Genomic DNA, 21,082 nt, shown 5'->3' on the forward strand with positions numbered 1-21,082 from the left:
CAGAATCGGGCAGCACCGGCGCCGCCCGTGCGGCGGGCGCCGGTGCAATTCGTGCGTCAATGCCGGTCGAGCCCGCCGCGCAATTCGCTCGCCTTGTCGCGCAGCGCCTGATAGCCCGAGCGCGCATGTTCGGGCAGGTCGGGATCGCCGATCAGTGCGCCGAGGGTTTCGATCAGGCTGAACAGGATGCCCTTCGCCGCGCCGACCGCGATGCTCTGCGATTCGATCGACTTGTGCAGGTGGTCGACCGCCGCTTCCAGATTCTCGAGCTTCTGCTCGCCGTCGTCGGGCCGGTTGTCGGTCGTCATCGTCTACCTCCGCCATCGTTCAAGGGTCATGTCACGATTCTATGCCGCTGCGCGCGAACGTGGCGCGACATCGCGCAACGTTCGCGCAGCGCCGCGCTAAAGCACCGCGACCACCTTCACGCGGCCCGGTTGCTCCGCCGACGCGACGACCTGACCGTCGACGCGGCGGAACGTCAGCGACACGGTTTCGTCGCCGACGCGCAGTGCATCGATCCTCAACCAGTCGACACCTTCCGGCAGCGCCGGGCGCTCGACGCGCACCTCGTGGCGCGATGCATCGATGCTCACGCCGAGGCACGCCTGCAGCATCATGAACGGCGCACCGGCCGCCCATGCCTGCGGCAGGCACGCGACCGGATAGGCGGTCGGCGGTTCGCCGCGCCGACGCGGGAACCCGCAGAACAGCTCGGGCAAGCGCATCTCGAAGCTCACCGCCGCCTCGAACAACGCGCGCAGCAGGTTCACCGCGGCCGTCTTGTCGCCGTAGCGCGCGAGGCCGCGAGCGATCAGCGCATTGTCGTGCGGCCACACCGACCCGTTGTGATACGCCATCGGGTTGAAGCGCGGCTGGCCGGCCGCAAGCGTGCGAATACCCCAGCCCGTCTGGAACAGTGTCGAGCCGAGCACGCCGGCGACCGCCGCGCCGCGCTCGGCATCGGGCAGCCCGAACGCGAGCAGGTGGCCCGCGTTCGATGCGAACACGCGGCACAGGTCGCCATGACCGTCGAGCGCGATCCCGTAGAAATCGCCTTCCGGCATCCAGAACAGCGCGTCGACCTGCTCGCGCAGCGTCTTCGCGCGCAGCGCGTAGCGCGTCGCGTCGGCCGCATGGCCGCGCCGGTGCGAGCATTCGGACATCGCATCGAGCGCCGCGCACGCATAGGCCTGCACTTCGACGAGCGCGATCGGCCCGTCCGGGAAGCGGCCGTCCGCATGGAACACCGAATCGTGGCTGTCCTTCCAGCCCTGGTTCGCGAGGCCGCGCTCCGACGTGCGCTGATAATCGAGCAGTCCGTAAGGATTGCGGTCGCACTTGTCGATCACCCATTGCGCGGCGCGCTCGAGCGCGGGCCACAGCTCGTCGATCAGCGCATCGTCGCCGGTGCGTTCGACATACGCGCCGGCCAGCACGATGAACAGCGGGGTCGTGTCGACACCGCCGTAGTACAGCGCGAACGGCACCTCGCCCGTCGCGGCCATCTCGCTGCGGCGGAACTCGTGCATGATCTTGCCGGGCTCCGCGTCGCGAAACGCGGACGTCTCGCGCGCCTGGTGCTCGGCCAGGAAACGCAGCACGCCGCGTGCAAGCGACGGCTGCAGCCACAGCATCTGCAGCGACGTGATCACCGCGTCGCGGCCGAACGGCGTCGAGAACCACGGAATGCCCGCATACGGGTACGGCCCCGTGTCGAGTTGCGTCGTGAGCAGCCCGAGATCCGCGAGCGAACGGTCGAGCCACGCGTCGAACAGCGGATTGCCGGTGTTCACGCGCGCCATCGACTCGCGCCGCGCACGCATCTCGCGATGCACGCCGACGAGCGCGGTGCGCAACGCGACGCGGCCGCACCCGGGCACTTCACTGTGCGCCGGGCCGAGCGTCGCGTCGACGGTCAGGTAGATCGACACGCACGCCTGCGCGGCGATCGTCAGCGTGTAGTCGGCACGATCGACCGACAGCGCGTCGGGCGCCGGCGAGAAATGCACGGTCACGTTGCGCTCGACGCCGTCGAGGCCGTCGTAGCGCAGCCGCACCGCGCCCGCGTCGACGCGCGGCGCCACCACGGTGCCGCGCTTCGGGCGCTGCGTGCCGCGCACCTCGAACATGTCCTTGAAATCGGCCGCGAACGACAGCGACAGCGGCACCTCGGCTTCGCTCGCGCCGTAGTTCGTCAGCGTCAGCGCCTCGTACAGCACGTCGCCCGCGAGCACGCGCATCCGCTCGATATGGATCACGCCCTCGGGTGTCTCGCGGCCGCCGAGCGGCGGCAGCGGGCGGTTCGTCAGGTGTGCGGTAAACGATGCGTTGTCGGCGCTCGTCGCGCCCGACAACAGCGACGGCGCACGGCCGCCGAACGTCAGGCGCCATTTCGACAGCACGCGCATGTCGTCGACGAACAGGCCGTCGTCGTGACCGCCGACGTCGCCGAGCGCGTCGCTGACCACGAACGCGTCGCCGGATTTCAGCACGTACTGGTTGTTGCGCGCGAGCACCTGCGGATCGGCTTCGGGCGCGATGAATGCGGGGCCCGACGCTGGGGTCGGGGCAGCAGGCGCGACTTGCGGCGCCTGCGTCGTCGTGGCTTCGGCGTGATTCGGCATCGATGCTCCTGTGTCGAGGCGCAACGCGCGGCGCGCGTCGCGTGTTTCGCACAGGATAGGCCAGAACGGGGGACGTGCGCAGCGACGAAACGGCCGCGACGCCATGCGACGTTGCCGTCGCCGCAGGGCGTCGCGGGCCGGCGCCGATGCGGGCGCCGATGTGGGCGTGTTACGCGCCGGTCAGAACTTCCACAGGATGTTGCCGAGCACCGCGTTGTCGCGCACGCCGCTGCCGTACTGGCCGCTGTACGACACGCCGAGCGTCAGGTTCTTCGTGACGCTCGCGTCGAGCCCGACCTCGAGCACCGCGCTGTCGCGCGCGATCGGCACGCCCGTGACCTGGAACGACGAGCTGCCGCTCGCGAACGTGAACGTCGACGTCGGCCGCGCGTTGCCGAACGCATGCCGCCAGCCGACCGTCCCGCGCGCGGTCAGCGCGCCCTTCGCGAGCACGCCGAGTTCCGTCGCCGCGCGCACGCCGAGGGTCGAGAAGCCGACGTGGCTCGTGTCCGCATCGGTGCGCAGCGCGGCCGCGCCGCCGGTTTCCGCGTAGCCGCTCGTGTGCAGCCGCACGTATGCGAGCCCGGCGAACGGTTCGAGCGCGACGCGCCCGACCGGAATCGCGTAGCCGACCTCGCCGAACACCTGCGTGGTGTTCGCATCGTAGCCGGCCGAGTTGCTGTCGCTGAAGCCCGTGTACGACGGATGGCGATCGCTGTTGATCCGGTGCCACGTGTACGCCGCGCCGCCGCGCACGCCCAGCGCATCGAACTGCGCGCCGCCGTACAGCACGACCGAGTAGCTATTGAGCGACGCCGACGAAGCCTGGTCGTTGTCGAGTGAGCTGTGCGTGACGCTGCCAGCAACGCCGACGCGCGTGCGGTCGTTGAGCGCCATGTCCGCGCCGGCGATGAAGCCCGTCATGCTGCGGTTGATCGTCGACGCGTTGCCGTCGCCGGCCAGCCGGCTGCGGCCGCCGAAGCCCTGCCCCCACACGACCGGCCGGTACGGCACGTTGCTGACGCAGCCGGCGTGCGAGCCGAGCCGCTGCTCGGGCGCCAGCGTGTTGCCGCGCGCCGCGGCCGCGCCCGTGTCGTCGCACAGCGCCGAGCCGCCCGACGACAGCGCCGCGAGCGGCCCCGAGCCCACCGCGAGCCCTTGGCGCACGCGGTCCGACACCGCGTCGCGCACGTAGCGGCTGTCGGTCATCAGCATGCTCTTCGCACTCGCATAGAACTCGCCGCCGAGCTGCCGGAACGCGGTGCGCGCGGTCGGCGCGTCGGCGATGAGCACTGAGTCGTACACCGGGTTGCCGTTGCCCAGCGTGTCGATGGCCGTGGCGACCGCCACTTCGTTCGGCGTCGTCGCGGCCGACGCGAACGACTTGCCGTTCGACCCCAACTGCAGGTACACGTGGGTCGGATCATAAGTGAGCGTCGGCGTCAGGAACGCATAGTTCGAGCTCACGCCCGTGAACTGCCCCTGCACGCCGCCGACCGCGCTCAGGATCGTGTACGGCTGGTTGGCCTGGTACGACGCCTGGCTCGCGACCACCTGCACGTTGCCGCCGTTCAGCGTCGCGCCGCCCGTCGCCGCGAGGCTGCCACTTTGCTGCGGCGTCGTGGCGACCAGCATCGTCGAGCCCGGCTGGAACGTCACGTTGCCCGCGACGTTCAGCGCCTGCCCCGGCTGCGACAGCGACGCGGTACCGCCGCTCACGACGACGAGGCCGCCGATCGTGCCGGTGCCCGTCACCGTCGCACCGCCCTGCACGGTCACGGCCGATGCGGCCAGCGAGCCGTTGACGGCCAGCGTGCCGGCCGCGACCGTCGTCGGCCCGGACAGCGTGTTCGTGCCGGTAAGCGTCAGCTGGCCGCTGCCCGCCTGCGTGAGCGAGCCGCTGCCGGACAGGATGCTGGCGACCGTCACGCTGCCGGACTGGTTGAAGACGAGCGCACCGTTGTTGGCGATGTTGCCCGCGACGCTGCCCGACGTGCCGCCGTTGCCGAGCTGCAGCGTGCCGCCGGCCGCGATCGTGGTGCCGCCCGTGTACGTGTTGCTGCCGGTCAGCACCTGGGTGCCGCTCGCCACCGTGACGCCGCCCGCGCCCGCGATCGTGCCGCCGAACGCGGTGCCGGCGCCGTTCAGCGCCAGCGCGTTGCCGCCGAGATTCACGTTGGTGCCGGCCGCGCCCGACAGCGCGCCGATCGTCTGCGCGCCCGTCGCGCCACTCACGTCGAGCGTCGCGCCCGCGCCGGCGAGGCTCACCGCCCCCGTCGACGCGAGGCTGCCGCCCGCGCCGAGCGCAAGCGTGCCGGCATTGATCGTCGTGCCGCCCGTGTACGTGTTCGCGCCCGTCAGCGTGGTCGTCGCGGCGCCGTTCTTCACGAGCGCGCCCGTGCCGGAAATCGCGCCGCTCAGCCCGAGTGCGTTGCTGCCGCCGAGCGTCAGCGCCGCGCCGGTGCCGAGGTTGACCGCGTTGCCGACCGTCAGGCTCGCGTTCGTATCGAGCGTGGCCGCGCCGCCGACGTTCAGCGCACCGGTGCCGAGCGCCGCGTTGTTGCCGAGCACCAGGCCGCCGCTGGTCAGGGTCGTGCCGCCCGAATAGGTGCTTGCGCCGTTCAGCGTCTGCGTGCCGCTGCCGGCCAGCGTCAGGCTGCCGGCGCCGTTGATCGCCCCGCTGAAGGTGCCGCTGCCGGTGCCGCCCAGCGTCAGCGCATTGCTGCCCAGGTTGATGTTCGAGCCCGTCACGCCCGACAGCGCGCCGAGCGACTGGGCGCCGGTCGCGCCGCCCAGGTCGAGCGTCGCGCCCGCGCCGGCCAGGTTCACCGCGCCGCTCGACGCCAGGCTGCCGCCCGCTCCGATCGCGAGCGTGCCGGCGTTGATCGTCGTGCCGCCCGTGTAGGTGTTCGCGCCGGTCAGCGTTTGCGTGCCGGTGCCAGCCAGCGTCAGGCCGCCCGTGCCGGAGATCGCGCCGCCGAACGTATTGCTGCCGTTGCCGCTCAGCGTCAGTCCGGTGCCGCCGAGGTTCACGTTCGTGCCGGTCCCGCCGGTCAGCGCGCCGATCGTCTGCGCGCCTGATGCCCCGCTCAGGTTGAACGTCGCGCCCGCGCCGGCCAGGTTCACCACGCCGCTCGACGCCAGGCTGCCGCCCGCGCCGAGCGCGAGCGTGCTGCCGCCGTTGATCGTCGTGCCGCCCGTGTAGGTGTTCGCGCCGGTCAGCGTTTGCGTGCCGGTGCCGGCCAGCGTCAGGCTGCCCGTGCCGGAGATCGCGCCGCCGAAGGTGCCGCTGGCCGTGCCGCCGATCGTCAGCGCGTTGTTGCCGAGGGTCACGTTGGTGCCGGCCGCGCCCGACAGCGCGCCGATCGCCTGCGCGCCCGCCGCGCCGCTCACGTCGAGCGTCGCGCCCGCGCCGGCGAGGCTCACCGCCCCCGTCGACGCGAGGCTGCCGCCCGCGCCGAGCGCAAGCGTGCCGGCATTGATCGTCGTGCCGCCCGTGTACGTGTTCGCGCCCGTCAGCGTGGTCGTCGCGGCGCCGTTCTTCACGAGCGCGCCCGTGCCGGAAATCGCGCCGCTCAGCCCGAGTGCGTTGCTGCCGCCGAGCGTCAGCGCCGCGCCGGTGCCGAGGTTGACCGCGTTGCCGACCGTCAGGCTCGCGTTCGTATCGAGCGTGGCCGCGCCGCCGACGTTCAGCGCACCGGTGCCGAGCGCCGCGTTGTTGCCGAGCACCAGGCCGCCGCTGGTCAGGTTCGTGCCGCCCGAATAGGTGCTCGCGCCGTTCAGCGTCTGCGTGCCGGTGCCGGTCAACGTCAGGCTGCCCGTGCCGCTGATCGCACCGCTGAAGGTGCTGCTGCCGGTGCCGCCCAGCGTCAGCGCATTGCTGCCTAGATTGATGTTCGAGCCCGTCACGCCCGACAGCGCGCCGAGCGTCTGCGCGATCGTCGCGTTGCTCAGGTCGAGCGTCGCGCCCGCGCCGGCCAGGTTCATCGCGCTGCCCGCCGCCAGGCTGCCGCCCGCGCCGATCGCCAGCGTGCCGGCGTTGACCGTCGTGCCGCCCGTGAAGGTGTTCACGCCCGTCAGCGTGGCCGTCGCCGCGCCGTTCTTCACGAGACCGCCCCCGCCGGAGATCACACCGCTCAGACCGAGCGCAGTGGTGCCGCCGAGCGTCAGCGTCGTGCTCGTCGCGATGTTGATGTTGTTCGCCAGCGACACGTTGGTGCTCGCGTCGAGTGTCGACGAGCCGCTCACGTTCACCGCGCCGGTGCCGAGCGACGTGCTGCTGCCGACGGAGAGACTGCCGCCGTTCAGGTTCGTGCCGCCCGAGTAGGTGTTCGTGCCGGTCAGCGATTGCGTGCCGGAACCTGTCAGCGTCACGCTGCCCGCGCCGCTGATCGTGCCTGCGTAGGTCGCATTGATGTTGGCGTCGAGCGTCAGCGAATTGCCGCCGAGCGTGACGTTCGAGCCAGCCGAGCCCGCCAGCGCGCCGATCGTCCGCGCGCCCGACGCGTTGCTCAGGTCGAACGTCGCGCCCGCGCCGGTCAGGTTGACCGTGCCGGTCGTCGCCAGGCTGCCGGCTCCGCTCAGCGCGAGCGTGCCGCCGTTGATCGTCGTATCGCCGGTGTAGGTGTTCACGCCCGTCAGCGTCGCCGTCGTCGAGCCGTTCTTCACGAGTCCGCCGTTTCCGCTGATCGCGCCGGACAACCCGATATCGTTGCTGCCGCCGAGCGTCAGCGTCGCGCTGTTGTTCAGATTGATCGTGTTGCCGAGCGTGACGTTCGTGCTCGTGTCGAGCGACGCCGACGCATTGACGTTCACTGCGCCGGTGCCGAGCGACCCGTTGTTGCCGAGCACCAGGCCGCCGCCGTTCAGGTTCGTGCCGCCCGTGAACGTGTTCGCGCCCGACAGCGTCAGCGTGCCGCCGTCGTTCTTCGTCAGCGCGCCGCTGCCCGACACCGTCCCCGACAGCGTGAGCCCGGTCGCGCCCTGCACCGTCAGCCCGCCCGTGCCGAGCGTCACGCCATTGGCGACGTTGAGCCCTGCCGCGCCCGCCTGCAGCGCACCGCCGGTCGACGTGATGGTGCCGGTGCCGAGCGACGCGTTGTTGTTGATGATCGCGACGCCGCCCGCCAGCGTCGCGTCCTGCGCGGTGGACGCGCCGTTGATCGTCCAGTTGCCGCTGTTGACGTCGAGATGGTTGAAGTTGATGTAGTTGTTGACCGCGATCGTGCCATTCGCCGACGTCCCCTGCTGCAGATTGAGCGTGTTGTTGCCGCCCGCGCCGCCGTCGACGACGCCCGTCGCCGCCACGTTGAGCGTGTTCGGGCCGATCGTGATGTTGAACGCCCCGCCGGTGCCGCCCGCCGCGTTGACCGACGAGCCGGTCACGGCATTGAACGTGTTGTTGCTGTTCGCGCCCATCGACACGCCGCCGTTGATCGTGCCCGAGTTGGTGAACGTATTGCCCTGCCCGGGCGTGCCGTTCGTGCCGAACGATACGCGGCCGTTGATCGTTCCGCTGTTCGACATATTGACCTGGCCGCCGCCGTATGCGGCGACCACGGGTGCGTCGGCGCCGACGAGGGTCGCACCGACCAGCGGGTTGGACCCGATCGTGCCGGTGTTCGTGATGTGCGACGTGCCGCCGGTGCCGTTCTGGACCGACAGCGCCATGCCCGTCACGCCGCTGATCGCCACGCCGGTCGAGCCGTTCATCGTGCCGTTGTTGACGACGGTGGTGTTCGCGCTCGCCGACGCATTGCCGACCACCGCGCCGCTCGACAGCACGCCGAGCCCCGAGCCGAGCGCGGAGGGGTCGATCGTGCCGTTGTTGGTCAGCGTGTTGTTGTTGCCGGTCAGCGACATCGCGGTGCCGCCGACGCCGAGCAGCACGCCGACGCTCGCGCCGGGGTTGACCGTCGCATTTATGTTGTTCGCGCTGTTCGAGTAGCTCGGCTGCAGTGGGTTAGCAATACCGGAACAGGTCACCGTCGTGCCTGCCGTGCTGCAGGTCGCCTGGGCGGGAACGATGCCGGCGCCGGACAGCGCCAGGAAAACACCCGTCGGCAACAGCAGTCTCGGGAACGGCTCGCCGGCTTTTTTCGAACGCGCAAGGTTCATGCTTTCCCTCATTATTCACTTTGGTATAGGTATTGCGCCCACACGCGACGGCACGCAGCAGAAAATCACGAACGAAAGCGCGCCCGCCGGCGGTCGCAATGCGACGTCGGTCTATTCACGGAAGAATTTTTGATAAGCCCCGGGCTGCGAACGCGAAACTAGTCGAATGACACGATGGTGGCCCCTGATTTTATGCAGCGATTTTCTGGTTGATTTGATTACCGCCCCGCTATTGTCAGACAAGGCTATATCAAAGTAACGCCATTTTCCAGTCGATGTTTACCCATCGGATCAAGGGCCAACGAGCATGTATTTTTTACCCGCCGCTGCGTGTACGGCGGTAGCATCGAGCAGCTTTTCAGCCGGTTTATTTTGATCTTTCGCAAAAATATCGGAGTTTCCGCATCCGTGGAAACACGGATATACGGCCTCGATTCAAAAGTCGTGACTTTTGCAGCGCAATATTTTCATTCCGACAAACAGCCGACACGAATGATAAGCATCCGTTTAATAATCAAATAAAAACCGGACTTTCATGCGCTCGGCAAAATCGCTTCGATTTCCGTCTTGCATCAGACCTGAAATGCGAATCGTTATCGCGGATCCGTCGCCAATCACATCCGTTCGGCCGGCGAGAAAAGAAGGCATGCCGCATCCGGCATGAAACGGCAGGAAAGCAGGACGGAGAAAATCAGATGCCGGGGGCGTTCGCCCCCGTGCATCGCGTCAGGAAAACAGGCTAATCAGGTAAAGCATCGGCCGGAACGAGACCGGCCGCGCATCGGGATTCATCCACAGACGCACCGCATAGACCGCGTAGGCCGGCACTTCGCGCCAGCTCGAATAGACGTCGCGCAACTGGAAGCGGTGCGGATACGCGGCATAGATGTTCTCCCGCGCGATGCCGACGCGCTCGAACGCGAGGCGCGCCCGTGCAAGGTGGTAGTACTGGCTGACGATCAGCACGCGCGACACGCGGTGCGCCTGCAGGTACGCAAGCGTGTGCTGCGCGGTCGCGAGCGTGTTGTCGCCCTGGTCGTCGACGGCGATCCGGTCGGCCGGCACGCCGCGCGCCACGAGATAGTCGCGCATGGCGGTCGCTTCGTTCAGCCCGGGGCCGTCGATCGCGCCGCTGACCAGAAACGCGGGGCACTGCCCCGTGCGGTAGCAGCGCACGCCGACGTCGAGCCGGGCCGCGAGGACGGGCTTCGGCGCGCCCGTATCGTCGAGCGCATTGCCGAAGATCACGGCGACGTCGGCCGGCTCGCTCGGCATCCGCATCCCGGACACGACGAGCGCGACGGCCGCGGCGGCCCAGATGCACGCGACGACGGCCAGCAGGCGGCCCGCTCGGGCCGCAAAGCCCCGTTTGGTTCGGTATTTCAAGGTTTTCGGTCTCTCAGGTCGTCGGGCGCATCGGCTGGCCCGGCCCGGCATGGGCGCGTAACGCTAGCACGGCGCGCTCGCGCGCGTCCACGCGGCCGACCGATGCCGTGCCGTTACCGACCTGCTGGAAAGATGACCGATGCGCGTTGCGCGGGAAGCCGGGCCGGCGCTATGGAGATCGAAAGAATCAGAATGGCTGCGCCGCGCTGCGATGCCCGGCCGGCCTGAACCGCGTCAATCGGCCGGACACATCGCCAGCCGCCCCATCGCCTCGCCGGCGCCGCGCACCGCGCAGGTGGCCGGCTCGTCGGCGATCCGTGCGATCACCCCGGTCTCGTCGTACAGCAGGCGTTCGAGATCGGCGAGCAGCGCGCCCCCGCCCGTCAGCACCACGCCGCGATTCGCGATGTCGGTCACGAGTTCGGCCGGCGCATTTTCCAGCACCGACTTCACCGCGCCGATCACCTGCTTGAGCGGCGCGGCCAGCGCGTCCGCGACGTCGTGGTTGGACAGCTCGACCGAGCGCGGCAGGCCATCGCTGATGCTGCGCCCGACCGCGCGCGTCGACGTGCGCGGCACCGCGCTGGTGGCCGAGCCGATCGTCTTCTTCACGTGCTCGGCCGTCTGCTCGCCGAGCAGCACGCCGTACAGGTTGCGAACATGGTTCACGATCGCCGCGTCGAACTGATTGCCGCCGACGCGGATCGCCTCGCGGTAGACGATGCCGCCGAGCGCGATCACCGCGACTTCGGTCGTCCCGCCGCCGATGTCGATGACCATCGAGCCGACCGGCTCGGTCACCGGCAGCCCCGCGCCGAGCCCGGCAGCCAGCGATTCCTCGATCAGTTCGACCTCCGACACACCCGCCGCGAACGCGGCCTCGCGGAGCGCGCGGCGCTCGACGGCCGTCGCATCGGACGGCACGCACAGCGTGACCTCGACGCGCCGGCCGAAGCGCGAACGCGTGCGCGACATGTCGATGAAGCTGCGGATCATCTGCTCGGCCGCGTGCGCGTCGGCGATCACGCCGTGCCGCATCGGCCGCACGGCTTCGAGATGCCCCGGTTCGCGGCCGAGCAGCGCCTTCGCGAGCTCGCCGACGGCTTCGAGCGTCGGCCGCGCATCGGTCGCGCCGGCCTTGCGGAAGCAGACCACCGACGGCTGGTTCAGCACCACGCCGCGCTCGTGCGTATAGATCTGCGTACTCGCCGTTCCAGGGTCGATCGCAACGGGTTGCGCAAACAACTTTCCGAACAGCGGTGTCGACATATCAAACCTTTGTGAGCGAACGGATCGGGACGACCCCGCCGCTTCCCCGCGGCGCGCCTGCCGCCCCATCATGAAGTTAGCGGCAAATCGTTCCGATACTTTAGGTAATTCTAATGATTATTTCGCGACGAAATTGTCAAAGATACCGTTCCGGACGTGTCCGGCTACGCGACGGCCTCTCGCGTTGCGCCTGTAAAACACGGTAATCTCTCGGTCTTGCCTGCTCCCGGCAGGCCGCAGACGCCCGATCACCCAGGTATTTCCACCATGACAGCGACCGTTTCCTCCCGCTGGGCGCGGGTGCGCCCGCTCTGCACGACGCTCGTCGCCTTCTGGTGCTGCACGGTCGTCGCGCAACCGCTGCCGGCCACCGAACCCGCGCCCGCCCTCGCTGCAGCCGGCACGTCCGTGGCTGCTGCCACCGCCGCTACCGCTGCCGCTGCCGCGACACCCGCCGCCACGCACGACTGCACGGCCGACGGCGGCCCGGCCGGCCGGCCGTCGATCGGCCTCGTGCTGTCCGGCGGCGGCGCGCGCGGTTACGCGCACCTCGGCGTGCTGAAGGTGCTCGAGGAAAACCGTATCCCGGTCGACTGCATCGCGGGCACCAGCATGGGCGCCGTGGTCGGCGGCCTGTACGCGAGCGGGATGGCCGCCGACGACATGCAAAAGCGGCTGTCGGAGGTCAACCTCGCGGATATCGCGTTCGACGTGACCGACCGCGCGGACCTGCCGCAATCCAGCCGGGAAGACGAACGCCTGTACATCAACGGGCTGACGCTCGGCTTCGGCAAGAAAGGCGTGAAAGCGCCGGTCGGCCTCGTGCAGGGCAACCGGCTGCAGGCGCTGCTCGCCAACTGGACGGCCTCCGTGCCGACCAACCAGCCGTTCGACCGCCTGCCGATTCCGTACCGCGCAGTCGCGACCGACCTGCAGACGGGCCAGATGGTCGTGCTCGACCGCGGCTCGCTGCCGCTCGCGATCCGCGCAAGCATGGCGATGCCCGGCCTGTTCGCGCCGGCCGAGATCAACGGGCGCGCGCTGGTGGACGGCGGCCTCGTCAGCAACCTGCCCGTCGACACCGCGCGGCAGATGGGCGCGAACGTCGTGATCGCCGTCGACATCGGCTCGCAACTGCGCCCGCTCGACGCGCTCGCGTCGCCCGCCGACGTGATGCAGCAGATGGTCGGCATCCTGATTCGCCAGAACGTGTCCGCCCAGCGCCAGCAGATCACCGCGAACGACGTGCTGCTCACGCCCGCGCTCGGCTCGCTCGGCTTCACCGATTTCCAGAACGCGCGCCAGGCCATCTCCGCCGGCGAAGCGGCGGCAACTGCCGCGCTGCCGCGCCTGAAGCGCTACGCGCTCACGCCCGAGGAATACGCCGCCTACCGCTCCGCACACGCGCAGCCGCTGCCGCCGCCGGTCCGGATCACGCGCATCGAGATCAAGACGAGCGGCGGCGTGCCGAAGCGCGTCGTCAGCGACGCGCTGCACGTGAAGCCCGGCGACCTCTACGATCCGCAGACCGTCAGCCAGGACCTGCTCGGGCTGACGACGGGCGGCAACTTCGAGAGCGTCACCCAGCAGATCGTCAGCCACGGCGACGACAACGTGCTCGAGATCAACGCGCGGGAGAAATACTGGGGACCGAATTTCCTGCTGTTCGGCCTGGGCATGTCGAGCAGCTCGACCGACGAGGGCGGCTTCCGCCTGCATGTCGGCTACCGGCGGCCCTGGCTCACCGAATCGGGCCTCGAATTCCGCGCGGATACGACGATCGGCAGCGACCTGCAGTCGGCGCGCGTCGAATTGCGCCAGCCGCTGCCGATGGCGTACGGCGTCTACATCTCGCCCTACGCCGAATACCAGCGCCGCTACGCGAACCTGTACGACCAGAGCGGCAACGTGAAAATGGCGCAATACCTGATGCAGACGGCGCGCGCGGGTGTCGATCTCGGCCTGCCGATCGCGCGGCTCGGCGATTTCCGGATCGGTCTCGGTTACGTGACCGGGCACGGCTCGCCGACCTACAACGTCCCGCTCGACGACAGCGGCCAGGCGCTGCTGTGGCCAAGCTTCTCGGCGCAGGCGCTGACCGCGCGCGCGCGGCTCGTCATCGACCAGCTCGACGATCCGATGTTCCCCCGCAAGGGCTACTACGCCGAGTTTCGCGTCGAACGCTCGCTGATGTCGCGCAACGGAGAGTCGGCGCAGGATTTCAGCGACGCGATCAGCGACGCGCCGTACACCGAGATCTACGGCAAAGCGATGATCGCGCAACAGTTCGGTCGGCACAGCATCAGCGCGACGATCGAAGGTGGCAAGAACATCGGCGGCACCAATGTAATCAACACCTTCAACTTCACGCTCGGCGGCTTCCAGCATTTGTCGGCCTATGCGGCCGACCAGTTGAACGGCAACGAACTCGTGTACGCGCAGGTGACCTACATGAACCAGTTGATGACGTTCAACGCATCGCCGGTCAAGGCGCTTTCGATCGGCGCCAGCGCGGAAGTCGGCAATGTCTGGTTGAGCGGGGTGAAGGTCGGCGGCGGCACGCTCAAGCAGAGCTATACGTTCTTCACGAGCCTGTCGACCGCGTTCGGCCCGGTCTACATGGGTATCGCGCTCGCGCCCGGCGGCCGCCGCAACTTCTACCTGCAGCTCGGCCGCACGTACTGACGATGCGCCGGCGCCGCGCGGGACGCCCCGGCGCGCGCCCCGCCGTCAGTGCGCGGGGCCGGCCGCGGTGCGCGCCGTGCCAATCGGCCAGCTGATCTCGAAGCGCGCGCCGCCAAGCTCGGCCGGATCGACGACCGCGATCCGACCGTTGTGCGCATGGAGCACCTGCCGCGTGATCGACAGGCCGAGCCCGTAGCCTCCGGTGCGGCGATCGAGGCGCACGAACGCGTCGAAGATCCGCTCGCGTTCGCTCTCCGGTACGCCGGGGCCGTCGTCCTCGACGAAGATCCCGATGTTGCCGTGCTCCATCGCGATGCCGACGACGATCCGCGATTGCGCATACTTGCTCGCGTTGCGCAGCAGGTTGCGTATCGCGTACGACATCAGCCGCCGGTCCATCTTCACGCGCAGGTCCGACTCGAGCGCGACGCGCGACTCGATCGTGCACTCCGGATACAGCAGCTGCGCGTCGTTGACCTGATGCTCGAACCACGCGACGGGCGCGGTCATCTCCAGGTTCGACTGCAGCGAGCTGTATTCGAGCCGCGCGAACGTGAGGCTCATGTCGATCAATTCCTCGAGTTCGGTCACGTCCTGCGCGATGCTCTCGAGCGCGCCCTGGTATTCGGCAGCGGAAGCGGGCTCGCGCAGCATCTCCAGCGCGAAGCGCACGCGCGCGAGCGGCGTGCGCAGCTCGTGCGAGATGCCGTTCGTGAGATCGCGCTGCGCGGCGATCAGCCGCTCCATGCGCATCGCGAGCGCGTTCAGCGTGCGCGCGAGCGGGCCGATGATCACGCTGTGCGATTCGCGTGCGCGCGTGTTGAAGCGTCCGCCGGTGAAGTCGATCGCGCGCTCGCGCACCATCACGAGATCGGACCAGACCGGCCGCATCCACCGGTACGCCGCGAGCGCGGGCGCGGCGAACACGAACGCGAGCACGATCCAGATATCGCCCGGCAGCGAGTCGAACGCATGCCACACGACCTGCGGCGACAATTCGACGCACAGCGCGAGCGCCGGCACGAGCGCGGTCAGCAAGACGAGGCCGAGCAGATGCAGGTAGGTGCGCACGTAAAGGCGCGACCAGCTCGGGATGCGGTCGGCGCGCGTATCGGTCCATGCGCGACGGAAATGCAGCCAGCGCCATCTGACATAGCGCAGCGTCGACAACGGCGGTGCATCGGGGTGCGAAAGGGTTCGTCGGATCATCGCGGCTCCCGGCTGGCGGGCGGAATGCCCGCGCGGAACGTGACGGCGTCGCCTGACGGCGGCGTCATTCCCACGCGTGCTTGCTGAATTGGTAACCCTTGCTGCGGATCGTCTTGATCCGCTGCGGGTTGCTCGCGTCGTCGCGCAGCTTGCGGCGCAGCTTCGAAATGCGCCCGTCGATCGTGCGGTCGAGGCCGTCGAATTCGACGCCGCGCAACTGCAGCATCAGGTCGTCGCGGCTGACGACTTCGCCCGCATGGCACACGAGCGCCCACAGCAGGTCGAATTCGGCCGACGTCAGATCGGGCGTGCTGCCGTCCGGCAGCACGACGGTGCGGTCGGTGCGGTCGATCGAGAACTTGCCGAATGCATAGCGTTCGGGCTGCGACGCGGGGCTCTCGGGCGCGCGCGCCGGTGCCCGGCGAAGCTGCGCCTTGATCCGCGCGAGCAGGATGCGCGGCTCGACCGGCTTGTGCACGTAGTCGTCCGCGCCGAATTCGAGGCCCAGCAATTCGTCGAACGGCTCGTCGCGCGCCGTCACCATGATGATCACGCCGTCGTACTGCTTGCGCACCTCGCGGCAGATTTCGAAGCCGTCCTTGCCCGGCAGGTTCACATCGAGAATCACCAGATCGGGACGAATGGACAGGATCGCCGGCACCGCGGCGTCACCATGCAGCACAGTGTCGACTTCATAGTCGTTCTTGCGCAGGTAGCCGGCGATCAGCGTGGACAGGCGGGTGTCGTCTTCGACGAGCAGGATGCGAAAAGACATGGGCAACGGTCGGGTCATCGAGGAAGCCGCTGCGGCGCCGGTCATTCCGGGCGCCGGCCATCGGCCGAAACGTACCGCATGATACTGCGCCCGCCGGTTGCCCGTTTGCCCGTCTTGAAAATAAGGGCGTGATGCCTGCCGCGCTTGACGAATCGGCGCCGGGACGGTTCCATACGGGCTCGCCGGAATCCGGGCCACGCCTCTACCCTGCCTGACGTGATGAATTATCAGACGATCCTCGAACGCATCCACACTGAACTCGCCCCCTGGATTGGCCAGGGACGCGTCGCCGACTACATTCCCGAACTCGCGAAAATCCCCGCCGACAAGTTCGGAATGGCCGTCGTGACGCTCGACGGAAACGTTTGCACGGTCGGCGACGCGTACGAGCGCTTCTCGATCCAGAGCATCTCGAAGCTGTTCGCGTGCACGCTCGCGTTCCAGATGCTGGGCGATGCGCTGTGGGAACGGGTCGGCCGCGAGCCGTCCGGCACCGCGTTCAATTCGCTGGTGCAGCTCGAGAGCGAGCGCGGCAAGCCGCGCAATCCGTTCATCAATGCCGGCGCGCTGGTCGTCACCGACGTGCTGTGCCGCCGCTTCGTGAAGGCCGAGACGGCGCTCGTCGAATTCGTGCGGCGGCTGATCGGTGCGACCGATATCGACTACGATTCGCGCGTCGCGCTGTCGGAACTGCAGCACGCGGAGCGCAACCGCGCGATGGCGCACTTCATGGCGAGCTTCGGCAACATGCAGATGCCGCCCGACACGGTGATCGATGCGTATTGCCGCCAGTGCGCGATCACGATGAACTGCGTCGAGCTCGCGCGCGCCGCGCTGTTCCTCGCGAACGGCGGCGTCGCGCCGGTGACCGGCGAGCGCGTTGTCGATTCGAGTTCCGCGAAGCGGCTGTCGGCGCTGATGCTGACCTGCGGCACCTACGATGCGGCCGGCGATTTCGTGTATCGCGTCGGGCTGCCCGCGAAAAGCGGCGTCGGCGGCGGGATCGTCGCGGTGCTGCCCGGCGAGATGGCCGTGTGCGTGTGGGCGCCGGGGCTCGATGCGAATGGAAACTCGTTGGCGGGGACGCTGGCTTTGGAGTGGTTGACGACGTATTCGGGGCGGTCGATCTTTTGACGTGCCGAAGTTAGGCGTACGTCATCTGGCGCGACGGCGGCAGATTCATATCGACGCGCTCAATGGGAAATTCAGCGATCGGCAGCAATCGCCCCGTTTCTGTCAGTTGACACGACTCAGCCTCAACGGCCGCTTCCAGGGGTGCATCGGTCAATGCCGGCCGCCTCAATGCTGGTCAAGATACAGCTTGGCTTGGCGTACCTCCGGCCGGACCGCGTCAGCGTTCTGCGTGAGCGCGACAAGCTTCCCATAGTAGAACTGCGCCTTCTGTTTATCGTGCGCCAGATTTGCCGCCTTCGCCGCACCATACAGGCCGCGCAGGCGGTTGGGGGTCGTCCGTATCGACGCCTCATACTCCTTCAGCGCGTCGGCAGGCCGCTTCAGATCGAGCAACATCTCGCCCAGCAGCTCGCGCATCGGGTACAGCCGGTTCTCCATCGCGACATGCTTTTCGCTCCCGTCCTCCAGCGCGGCCGCGGCGCGCATCTGTTCCAGCGCCTGATCATCCTTGCCGCGGGCATGGGCCAGCCACGCCGACGCGGCCAGGATCTGAAGGTGGACCTGCTCGGCCCAGTAAGGCTGGCTGGACTGTTCAAGCCTGGCTTGCAACTGCGTGAGCATATCGATATTGGTCTGCGCCCTGTCCGCGTTGCCGCCGCGAGCGCAGCCCAGGGCACGAGCAAAATACGTGACGGCCTCGGCTTGCGGCCACCGGCTGCCACGCGGCTCGAGCTGTGCAGCCCCTTGCCAGTCGCCGCGCTCAAGCGCATAGCGTGCCGGGATGGCGGCCAGCGCGGTATAGGTTACCAGTCGGTCAAATGGAAATTTCGTGGCAGCATTCGCGTCATCGCGGATCTGTTTTGCATGCGCGTCCTGACCCAGTTGCAGATAGGCGTACTCCTCGAAATCCCATGAATGGGGTGCCGATGGGTGGGTGGCGCCCGGCCAGCTGCGGGCGGCTTCTTGCTGCATGACCTTCAGCGCCGCATCGTTCGATTTGATGGATGCTTCCCACATGCCGAGCATCGAGTAGATGTGCGACGGCATGTGCAATGCATGCGGCGCCGCCGGCGCGATCTGCGCGTATTTGTCGGCAAACGGCAGCCCGCGCTGCGCGAGCGGTGCGTAGTCGTAGCTGTGGATCAGGTAATGCGCGACACCGGGGTGGTCGGGGTGCTCGCGGTAGATTTTCTCCAGGATCGCCGCAGCCTTGAGCTGGTTGGCGTATGTCTTGTCGCTCGGCGATGCGCTTTCGTTAAGCGCGAGGGCATAGAAAATCTCGGCCTCCGAATCGTCGGGATATTTCTGCGTCATGCGCTCCATCGCCTGTGTATAGGCCAACGTGCGCTCGCGTTGGGGGACTTTGTCATAGTCCTGATAAAACGCCTTGGCTGCGAGCAGCCAGTCCCGCTCTCGCTCGGTTTTGGGGCCCAGTGCCAAGCCTTTGTCCACCGCGTCCAGTCCGCTCTTGAGTGCTGTCTCGTCAAAAGGTGGGACCAGCGGATTGATACGCTGGGCGATCGCAAGACCCCAGTACGCAATCGCACATTGCGGATCGATCCGGGTCACGGCCTCGAACGCCTTGACCGTCGAAGGGTAAAAGAATGAATGCAGCATCGCCAGTGCCTTCTCGAACTGGACTTGTGCCGCAGGGCTGCATGAAGTGGGGAACTTCACGGTGCCGAACGTTCCGCCATCCGGCGCCGCAGCGGCGTGTTCCTCGTGTTGGCCAAGCGCGGGAGTGGCTGCAAGGGCCGCGATTACGCATGCGCTTATTAGCTGCTTGTGATACATGATGACCTCCTCCGCAGGGCGAAGGGCAATCCTCACGCGAGATCGTCGAAAGTGGTGGTGGCCCGGCGGCGCTGCCCGTCAAGATTACATTTTTGTTGGAGAGGGCTAGGGTCAGCCGCGGACGACTCCGACAGGAGGAGTTCAGTAGCGAGCACTTTTTTTTTAGTCAAGGCGGTACCTGCCATCAAGCTCGGAAACCCTAGGCTGCTTCACATTCTCATGAACAGACCGAACGTGCTGAACGATAGCAACCGCTCGGTCATAGCCTCCAACGCAGTCACTCAAGTGGAATTCGACGCAACGCACGGTCATGGACGAGGGCCGGACGCGTCAATGTCGGTCTGACGATTCGGACGAGTGACCCTTCATGGCTGCGCCCTGACGCTGGGGCATGTAACGGTCGCGCGCTCCCGTTGTCCATGCGCAGCCTCCCGATCATGAAGCGTAGCCACACCGGGGAGCCTCTTTCCGCTTGGCCGGTGGATTCAGAAAGTCAGCGGACAAGCTATCCGAAAACCCGAGCCCATGCTGCCCGAAGGCGCCGCGCGCGGTCTTCGAAGAGATATGACGCCGCCAGCGTCAAGAGACCTGAAATTGCCCCCGTCACGATGTGCTCGACATAGGGGATACGGTAGTGACTCGTGTGCGAGTAGGCGTCGCCCAACGTTGTCAGGACGCCAACGACCAGCGCATTGCCGTATCGATGTGTGTAGAGTTTCGCCACAGGCGTGAAAGTCAGAAGTACAGCCAGGAGCCCGGTAAGCAGACCTGTATGAAATGCAATGGTCCAGTGGGCAAGGCTCATGATATTGCCCCAGCTCCCCGGCATGCAGGTCATGCACGCACTGGTCGGCTGCCAGAAACGCTGGATAAACAGTCTGACGCGGTGCTTCCACTCGGTTGACATGATGCATTCCCATCGATGTCGTCGTCACGGCCGACGCGGCCACACGTATCGTTGAAGCAGTTTCCAAACCCTTTGACGAGCTTGCCGCCCTCGTCACGGATGGGTTGGCTGTGCGCCGTAGAGGCCGAGCAATAACCTGGACATGGGGGAATACTACTCCACGATCAGACGGCCGCTGTTTCGACCGAGACCGGAATTCAACGCTTGCGTCTATCGGTGCGGTCCCGTCCATGACGGGCATCGAACGATGCGCTGCCGAGCGACGTCAAGGTTCGGCATCGGCCCTGAGCGGTCCTTTGAATGCGCTGATAGCGGTCATTCGTTATTGGGTTTCCGCGTTGGTATGATTCGCATCTGGTTGAAAGGGATCAAGATGGATCGACGATGAAACTCGAAATCGAGGGCAGACCAGTAAACACTGTGCCGACTCCCGCACAGATCACACGTGCGCTCAAGTCGCTGCGAAGCTATGGCAAGTCATCTTATGCGTCATTGACTGACGACGCAGGCAACTACGTGCAAGTAGCCGGCGGTGGCGCCAGCTGTATGATCGAGCGCTTTGAATCCGGCGCGCAACGATGGAGAGCCTTCCATAACAACCCTTCGCCTGTACGCCCTGATGGCACAATCCTGGTCTTCCGAGCGGGCAAAATCCCGATGCGCTCAGATGAATGGTTCATGGCCGATCAGGTCGTGGAAGTATTTCTGGCCTTCCTGGGCGGAACATCGTATCCGCCATTTGTTCACTGGCGGTTAGCGCCGGACTTCCGAGCTTGAGACCCCAAGCGAGCCGTCTCGAAGCAAGTACGCCGCCTGGCGCTCGTACGCAGCGGGTGAATAGGGCTGCCGATCGAGATCGTCCTGCACGCTATATTCTCCGTAGCCTACAAATTCATAGTAGACGGCCATAGCCTCTGCATGTGAACGCGCCCAGAATGTCCAGACCCACTCACTTCCAGACTCATTAAGCGCACGTGCTGCGTCGCCATCTGGTCCATATGGAATGCATGCAGGAAGCGATTGTCCGTGCCCGTCGGGACATAGCCAAACCTCATGCAGATATCCGAAAGAGTGTCTCATTTCCGTGCGGCCTGAGTTGGTGATTCGGTCGTCACGTGCGTGCGCGTGGCAATCGCACTCTTGCGCGAGGCATTGTCAACCATCCTCGTGCTTGGGTCG

12 protein-coding genes are annotated in these 21,082 nt (G+C 67.2%); 3 read left to right on the forward strand and 9 right to left on the reverse strand.

The genetic code is table 11. From position 1 onward, the window contains the following. Window positions 1-56: 56 nt before the first annotated feature. The 5 genes from LXM88_RS26225 to LXM88_RS26245 form a co-directional block, all read right to left on the reverse strand. Complete coding sequence (locus LXM88_RS26225) at window positions 57-308, reverse strand: hypothetical protein (RefSeq protein WP_047902638.1); 252 nt, start codon at window positions 306-308, stop codon at window positions 57-59. Between the two features lie 96 nt (window positions 309-404). After that, window positions 405-2,627 (reverse strand): amylo-alpha-1,6-glucosidase, encoded by a 2,223-nt coding sequence (locus tag LXM88_RS26230; RefSeq protein ID WP_262545553.1) that lies wholly within the window; start codon window positions 2,625-2,627, stop codon window positions 405-407. Window positions 2,628-2,807: 180 nt separating this feature from the next. Then, a complete protein-coding gene (locus LXM88_RS26235; RefSeq protein WP_262545554.1) occupies window positions 2,808-8,744 on the reverse strand; it encodes an autotransporter domain-containing protein in 5,937 nt (1,978 codons plus the stop codon). A 726-nt stretch (window positions 8,745-9,470) separates the two neighbouring features. Next, window positions 9,471-10,130: a YdcF family protein gene (locus LXM88_RS26240; RefSeq protein ID WP_262545555.1), complete on the reverse strand. Its 660-nt coding sequence runs from the start codon at window positions 10,128-10,130 to the stop codon at window positions 9,471-9,473. A 234-nt stretch (window positions 10,131-10,364) separates the two neighbouring features. Next, window positions 10,365-11,399 (reverse strand): rod shape-determining protein, encoded by a 1,035-nt coding sequence (locus LXM88_RS26245; RefSeq protein WP_262545556.1) that lies wholly within the window; start codon window positions 11,397-11,399, stop codon window positions 10,365-10,367. A gap of 267 nt (window positions 11,400-11,666) precedes the next feature. Here LXM88_RS26245 and LXM88_RS26250 point away from each other — a divergent pair, with 267 nt between their 5' ends. Beyond that, the gene (locus LXM88_RS26250) at window positions 11,667-14,084 is read left to right on the forward strand and encodes a patatin-like phospholipase family protein (protein WP_262545558.1); all 2,418 of its coding nucleotides are present in this window, start codon (window positions 11,667-11,669) and stop codon (window positions 14,082-14,084) included. A gap of 45 nt (window positions 14,085-14,129) precedes the next feature. Here the strand turns inward: LXM88_RS26250 and LXM88_RS26255 are convergent, their stop codons facing one another. Then, window positions 14,130-15,293, reverse strand: coding sequence for an ATP-binding protein (locus LXM88_RS26255; protein ID WP_262545560.1), 1,164 nt, complete (start codon window positions 15,291-15,293; stop codon window positions 14,130-14,132). Between the two features lie 64 nt (window positions 15,294-15,357). Beyond that, window positions 15,358-16,068 (reverse strand): response regulator, encoded by a 711-nt coding sequence (locus LXM88_RS26260; protein ID WP_262545562.1) that lies wholly within the window; start codon window positions 16,066-16,068, stop codon window positions 15,358-15,360. Window positions 16,069-16,287: 219 nt separating this feature from the next. Between LXM88_RS26260 and LXM88_RS26265 the strand changes: the two genes are divergently transcribed. Further along, window positions 16,288-17,202: a glutaminase gene (locus LXM88_RS26265; RefSeq protein ID WP_262545564.1), complete on the forward strand. Its 915-nt coding sequence runs from the start codon at window positions 16,288-16,290 to the stop codon at window positions 17,200-17,202. Between the two features lie 165 nt (window positions 17,203-17,367). Here LXM88_RS26265 and LXM88_RS26270 read toward each other — a convergent pair whose 3' ends face one another. Together LXM88_RS26270 and LXM88_RS26275 are read right to left on the reverse strand one after the other, a co-directional pair. Continuing rightward, entirely contained in the window at window positions 17,368-18,996 is a 1,629-nt protein-coding gene (locus LXM88_RS26270) for a hypothetical protein (RefSeq protein WP_262545566.1), read from the reverse strand. 505 nt (window positions 18,997-19,501) lie between these two features. Then, window positions 19,502-19,903 (reverse strand): hypothetical protein, encoded by a 402-nt coding sequence (locus LXM88_RS26275; RefSeq protein WP_262545568.1) that lies wholly within the window; start codon window positions 19,901-19,903, stop codon window positions 19,502-19,504. A gap of 384 nt (window positions 19,904-20,287) precedes the next feature. On the opposite strand from LXM88_RS26275, the gene LXM88_RS26280 reads away from it, so the two are divergent. After that, window positions 20,288-20,680: a hypothetical protein gene (locus tag LXM88_RS26280; protein ID WP_262545570.1), complete on the forward strand. Its 393-nt coding sequence runs from the start codon at window positions 20,288-20,290 to the stop codon at window positions 20,678-20,680. The last annotated feature ends 402 nt before the right edge of the window (window positions 20,681-21,082 follow it).

The organism is Burkholderia sp. S-53 (genome assembly GCF_025560745.1).
In the GTDB taxonomy this organism is placed as follows: domain Bacteria; phylum Pseudomonadota; class Gammaproteobacteria; order Burkholderiales; family Burkholderiaceae; genus Burkholderia; species Burkholderia pyrrocinia.